General features: G+C 46.2%; 4 protein-coding genes and 1 pseudogene. 4 read left to right on the forward strand and 1 reads right to left on the reverse strand.

Annotation, left to right across the window (positions count from 1 at the left end; translation table 11 throughout):
- Positions 1–1565 (reverse strand): GH92 family glycosyl hydrolase (locus ABUA47_RS22695; RefSeq protein WP_349832098.1); only part of this gene is annotated, 1565 nt, incomplete at its 3' end.
- A 173-nt stretch (positions 1566–1738) separates the two neighbouring features.
- Between ABUA47_RS22695 and ABUA47_RS22700 the strand changes: the two genes are divergently transcribed.
- The 4 genes and pseudogenes from ABUA47_RS22700 to ABUA47_RS22715 form a co-directional block, all read left to right on the forward strand.
- Positions 1739–3751, forward strand: coding sequence for an HAD-IA family hydrolase (locus ABUA47_RS22700; protein ID WP_349832100.1), 2013 nt, complete (start codon positions 1739–1741; stop codon positions 3749–3751).
- A 226-nt stretch (positions 3752–3977) separates the two neighbouring features.
- Positions 3978–4295, forward strand: coding sequence for a 50S ribosomal protein L21 (gene rplU, locus ABUA47_RS22705; protein ID WP_005828892.1), 318 nt, complete (start codon positions 3978–3980; stop codon positions 4293–4295).
- A gap of 22 nt (positions 4296–4317) precedes the next feature.
- A complete protein-coding gene (gene rpmA, locus ABUA47_RS22710) occupies positions 4318–4587 on the forward strand; it encodes a 50S ribosomal protein L27 (RefSeq protein WP_005828893.1) in 270 nt (89 codons plus the stop codon).
- 141 nt (positions 4588–4728) lie between these two features.
- A pseudogene (locus ABUA47_RS22715) lies at positions 4729–5521 on the forward strand (serine--tRNA ligase); the annotation flags it as partial.

Here is a 5521-nt window from a genome sequence, read left to right on the forward strand (position 1 = left end):
CCCTTGTCATCACGGGGCTGCATGAAAGAACTTACCGGATTGTAGACATTCCGGTAATTACGGGAACGCTTATAAAACTCGTCCGCAACCTCCTTATCGCCCAGCTTCTCTGCCATACGGGCTATACAATAGTCATCATATGCATATTCCAGTGTTTTAGAAAGTGACCAGTTTTCCGAATTATACTGATCCGTCACATTATAAGGAACATAGCCATATTTCTTATATAACCCAATGCCACGATAGGAATCGATATTGGCAGTAGCTACACAAGCCTCCAAGGCCTTTTTCGCATCGAAGTCCCCAATACCTTTCAGATAGGCATCTACAATAACCGGCACAGAGTGGTAACCTATCATCATATCTGTCTCGCCCCCCTGAAAATTCCATACGGGAAGGCGGCCGTTCTGTTCGAAGAAGGCGAGGAAGGACTTCACCATATCATTCACCCGTTCCGGCTCAATAAAAGTATAGAGAGGATGAGCCGCACGGTAAGTGTCCCACAAGGAGAAAGTACTGTAATTTGTCCAGCCCTCTACCCGGTGCACTTGCTTGTCGGGACCGTAATAGGCGCCGTCCACATCACTGTAAATGGTAGGAGCAATCATCGAATGATATAAAGCTGTATAGAACTTGACTTTCTCATCGCGGTCATCGCATTTTATTTCTATCCGGGACAATTGTTCGTTCCAATCATCCTGCACAGCAGCCAGGTATTTGTCGAAATCATCATCAGGTACTTCTGCTGCCAGATTACGTGCCGCCCCTTCCATACTTACACCGGAGATGGCAGTACTGACAAGAATCTGTTCTCCTTCCTTAGTCTGAAAGTCGAATCGTGCAATGACAGATGTCCCTATCCGCTTGCCTTCTTTCTCTATGGCAGCTGTATCGAGCTGCATCGCAGCAAACGGTTTGGAGAAACGTGTACGGAAGTAGAGGCGCTGGTCGCGTGCCCAACCGTCAGAGTAACGGTAACCTTGCACCGTTACCGAATCGACGGCTTCTATGTGAGAATCATTGGTAAAATCCCAATTCATGGCTTTCCGCAAATTCAGGAAAACGGCAGCATCGGCTTTTGGGAAAGTATACCGCTGAATGCCACAACGCTCGGTGGCCGTCAACTCTACATTTATATTATAATCTTTCAGACGCACCTGATAATATCCAGCGCTTGCCGACTCTTCCGAATGAGAGAACAAAGAGTGAATGCCGAGCGGAGCTTCCGCCTCCTTATAAGGCAATGTCACCGGCATAAAAGAGATGTCATACAAGTCACCAGCGCCGGTTCCGGAGAGATGGGTATGGCTGAAGCCTGCAATGGTACTGTCCGGATAAAAATATCCGGAAATACGGTCCCAGCCCGGCAGTCCGTTGTCAGGACTGAGCTGCACCATGCCAAACGGCGCCTGGGCACCCGGATAGGTGTTTCCAGTAAAATCTGTACCGATAAAGGGATTCACAAACTCTGTATAAGACACACTCTTCACATCCGACACCTGCGAGGTGCATGCCAGAAAGGATGAAAAGACCACAAACAAACAACAAGATTTTATCAAATTCATAACATTATAGGGTTAACGTGTATAGTATAACAACCTAACCGGATAAAACACTTACACATCTTGTCACTTTTCTACAGAATTCATGCAAACAAAAGTAATACAAAATTCCGATTAATCCTCTTTTTTATTTTGTAAAAATATACTTTACACTATCTTTGTCACAAAAAGTCACAATGAATTACACGACCTATCTTTTCGACTTTGATTATACGCTTGCTGATTCTTCCCGCGGAATCGTCACTTGTTTCCACAACGTACTGACCCGTCACGGATATACAGAGGTGACGGATGACGACATCAAACGTACTATCGGCAAGACTCTGGAAGACTCTTTTTCCATCCTCACCGGCGTGACAGATGCCGGACAACTGGCAGGATTCAAGGCAGAATACCGAAAAGAGGCCGATACGCATATGACTGTCAACACGGTGCTTTTCCTGGAAACCAAGTCCGTACTGACTGCACTGAAGGACTCCGGCGCCCGCATCGGAATCATCTCGACCAAATACCGATTCCGCATCAAGGAACTCCTCAACCAGCATTTTCCTGAAGATTTTATGGACATCATCGTGGGTGGTGAAGACGTGAAAGCCGCCAAGCCATCTCCCGAAGGGCTACTCCTTGCCATTAAGCGGCTACATGTCAGCAAAGCCGAGACCCTCTATATAGGCGACAGCACGGTAGATGCGGAAACAGCCCAAGCGGCCGGAGTAGACTTTGCTGGAGTCACCCACGGAGTAACCACTGCCAAAGAATTGGAGAAGTACCCACACCGGAAAATAATGAACACCTTGGAAGAACTGCTGGCAGTTCAGGAGGAGCATCCTTCCATATTCAAGATTGAAAATCCCATCCGGCCGGAAAATGCGCATGCCACTTCTCCCCGGAAACAGAAAAGGATAAGCGTCTGGCAAATCCTCCTTCTAGTGACACTCTTCTGGCTGGCTATTGAAGAGCTGGACATGACCGACGACAGCAACTTCTTCCCGGTTGTTTTCATACTGACATTGTGGGGTATCCTCCAAAAAAGAAGGATACTACCCAACAAAGCAAGAACTTTCATCGACTCATGGTGGCACCCCTGCGCAGTACGCTTACGCGCATTTCACATCAAGCTGATACAAGGGAGAAAAACTCCTCCCGCTGGCAACGAAACCTGCACCTGTCTGAATTGTGGCACCACCTATACCGGCAACTACTGTAACCGTTGCGGACAAAGCCGTAACACTCCACGCTATCGGTTGAGTAACGCGCTTAAAAACATTGCCGGAGGCTTCTTCAATATAGATAATGGCTTTGGACGTACCCTTCTGGAACTCCTCTACCGTCCGGGGTACATGATTAGAGACTTCATCGGTGGTAAGCGTGTAGAGTATTTTCGCCCGTTCCAGACACTCTTCATTCTTGCAGCCCTTTATATCATGGCTGTGCAACTGGTAGACCCGGAAGCCCTAAGCAAAAAAGAAAAGACGGAAAAGACAGAGCAGACAGACAAAGAAGAAATCATTGCCGCTAAAGAGAAGCTTACCAAAAAGATGGAGAAAACCTATAGCAAAGAGGAAAAGCGAGCCCTCGCCATCACTATAAAAAGCCTGGAGAAAAGCTTGAACAAACTGGAAGAGAAGAACGACTCCACTTCTGCCACACAGGTGTCCGAACAGAACAGCGATGATGGCGACCTCATCGATGAATTTGTAAACGACACCTCGGAAGTGGGAGACAGACTGGAAAAAGTCTTACAGAACTCTCCTTTCCTAATGAAAGTATGGAATCTGATGAAGAGCTGGGGACACGGAAACAAGGCATTCCGCATCATTGCCACACTGCCTTTGTTTGCACTTGCCACCCAACTTGCCTTCCGACGCCGGAAATATAAGTTAAACTACAATACCACGGAGCATGTGTTCATACAAGCCTACATAGCTTGCCAGATACTCCTGCTGAGCATCATCGTGCTGCCTTTCAACGGGTACGCAAAGGTAGACGATTTGTATGAGCTGCCTTTATGGCTTATTTTCGTCCTATTCTGTTGGGATTACAAACAATTGTACCGCTGCACCTGGTGGAGAAGCTTTTGGCGCACTATCCTCATGCTGACTTACAGTCTTGTGCTACTCGTCATATTCGCGTGTCTTGTAATGGCGCTGATGCTGGCCGGTATCTATGTTCTGAAATTCATTGTGTAACAGAAACCATCCCTACACGGACTGTTTCTCCTTGATGAAACAGTTTTTCTCCAATAATCTAAAAGTACAATCTGCATTAAAAGAACAAAAAAGCAAAAGAACATTTGTCCATTTAGAATAAAAAGAGTACTTTTGTGCCCGATTATTCCGCACCGGGTTCGACCAAGTGCTTTCTAAGTGATTAGAGACCACCCGACGGAGCTAACTTATACATTATATATAAGAAATGTACGCAATTGTAGAAATCAACGGTCAGCAATTCAAAGCAGAAGCTGGCAAAAAGCTGTTTGTACACCACATCCAGAATGCAGAAAACGGTGCAACAGTAGAGTTTGACAAGGTTCTTTTGGTAGACAAAGACGGCAACATCACCGTAGGTGCTCCCACAGTAGAGGGTGCAAAGGTTGTTTGCCAGGTCGTATCAAACATGGTAAAAGGCGATAAAGTTCTTGTTTTCCACAAGAAAAGAAGAAAAGGTTATCGTAAGTTGAACGGTCACCGTCAACAATTCACAGAGTTAACAATTACAGAAGTAGTAGCTTAATCAATTAAAACAGTAAGAAGAAATGGCACATAAAAAAGGTGTCGGTAGTTCTAAGAACGGCCGCGAATCACAGAGCAAGAGATTAGGCGTTAAGATATTTGGTGGCGAAGCTTGCAAAGCAGGTAACATCATCGTTCGTCAAAGAGGTACTGAATTCCACCCGGGTAATAACATCGGTATGGGAAAAGACCACACTCTTTTCGCTTTAGTAGACGGAACTGTACAATTCAAAGTGGGCAAGGAAGACAGACGTTCAGTTTCTGTTATCCCTGCAGAAAATGCAGAAGCATAAGTTTCCGAACAAGAAATAAGGAAAAGGGATGCAATCCGAATAGGTTGCATCCCTTTCTTTTATGTCAAAAGCAACACTTTATTTGTTTTTTCCATATCTTTGCACTCACAAAACCGAATAACATAAAAACAAGTATAAGATATGCTTACCATCAAACAAATTACAGAAAACACCGACGCGGTTCTCCGCGGACTGGAAAAGAAGCACTTCAAGAATGCAAAAGAAACCATTGCACAAGTGCTGGACTTCAATGACAAAAGAAAAGCCAATCAAACCATCCTAGATAAAAACCTGGCAGAAGCCAACTCACTCTCCAAATCCATCGGACAACTGATGAAGGAGGGCAAGAAAGAAGAAGCAGAAGCCGCCAAAAGCCGCGTGGCCGAGCTGAAAGAAGTCAACAAGGACTTGCAAGCCAATATGGACCAGGCTGCCAACGATTTGCAGACTTTGCTTTATACCATCCCCAACGTTCCCTACGACAGCGTGCCTGAAGGCGTAGGTGCCGACGACAATGTAGTAGAGAAAATAGGTGGTATGGAAACCGAGCTGCCCAAAGACGCCCTGCCCCACTGGGAACTGGCCAAGAAATATGACTTGATAGACTTTGACCTGGGTGTCAAGATTACCGGTGCCGGCTTCCCCGTATACAAAGGCAAAGGCGCACAACTGCAACGCGCACTCATCAACTTCTTCCTGGACGAAGCACGCAAATCCGGCTATACGGAAATAATGCCGCCCACAGTGGTGAACGCCGCTTCCGGCTACGGCACGGGACAGCTGCCTGACAAGGAAGGGCAAATGTATCATTGCGAAGTGGACGACCTCTACTTGATTCCTACCGCCGAAGTCCCCGTAACCAACATCTACCGTGATGTGATTCTGGACGAAAAGCAGTTGCCCATCAAGAACTGTGCATACACACAATGTTTCC

The sequence above is a fragment of the Bacteroides sp. RTP31139st1_H2_RTP31139_211217 genome (genome assembly GCF_040227615.1).
Taxonomy (GTDB): Bacteria; Bacteroidota; Bacteroidia; order Bacteroidales; family Bacteroidaceae; genus Bacteroides; species Bacteroides uniformis.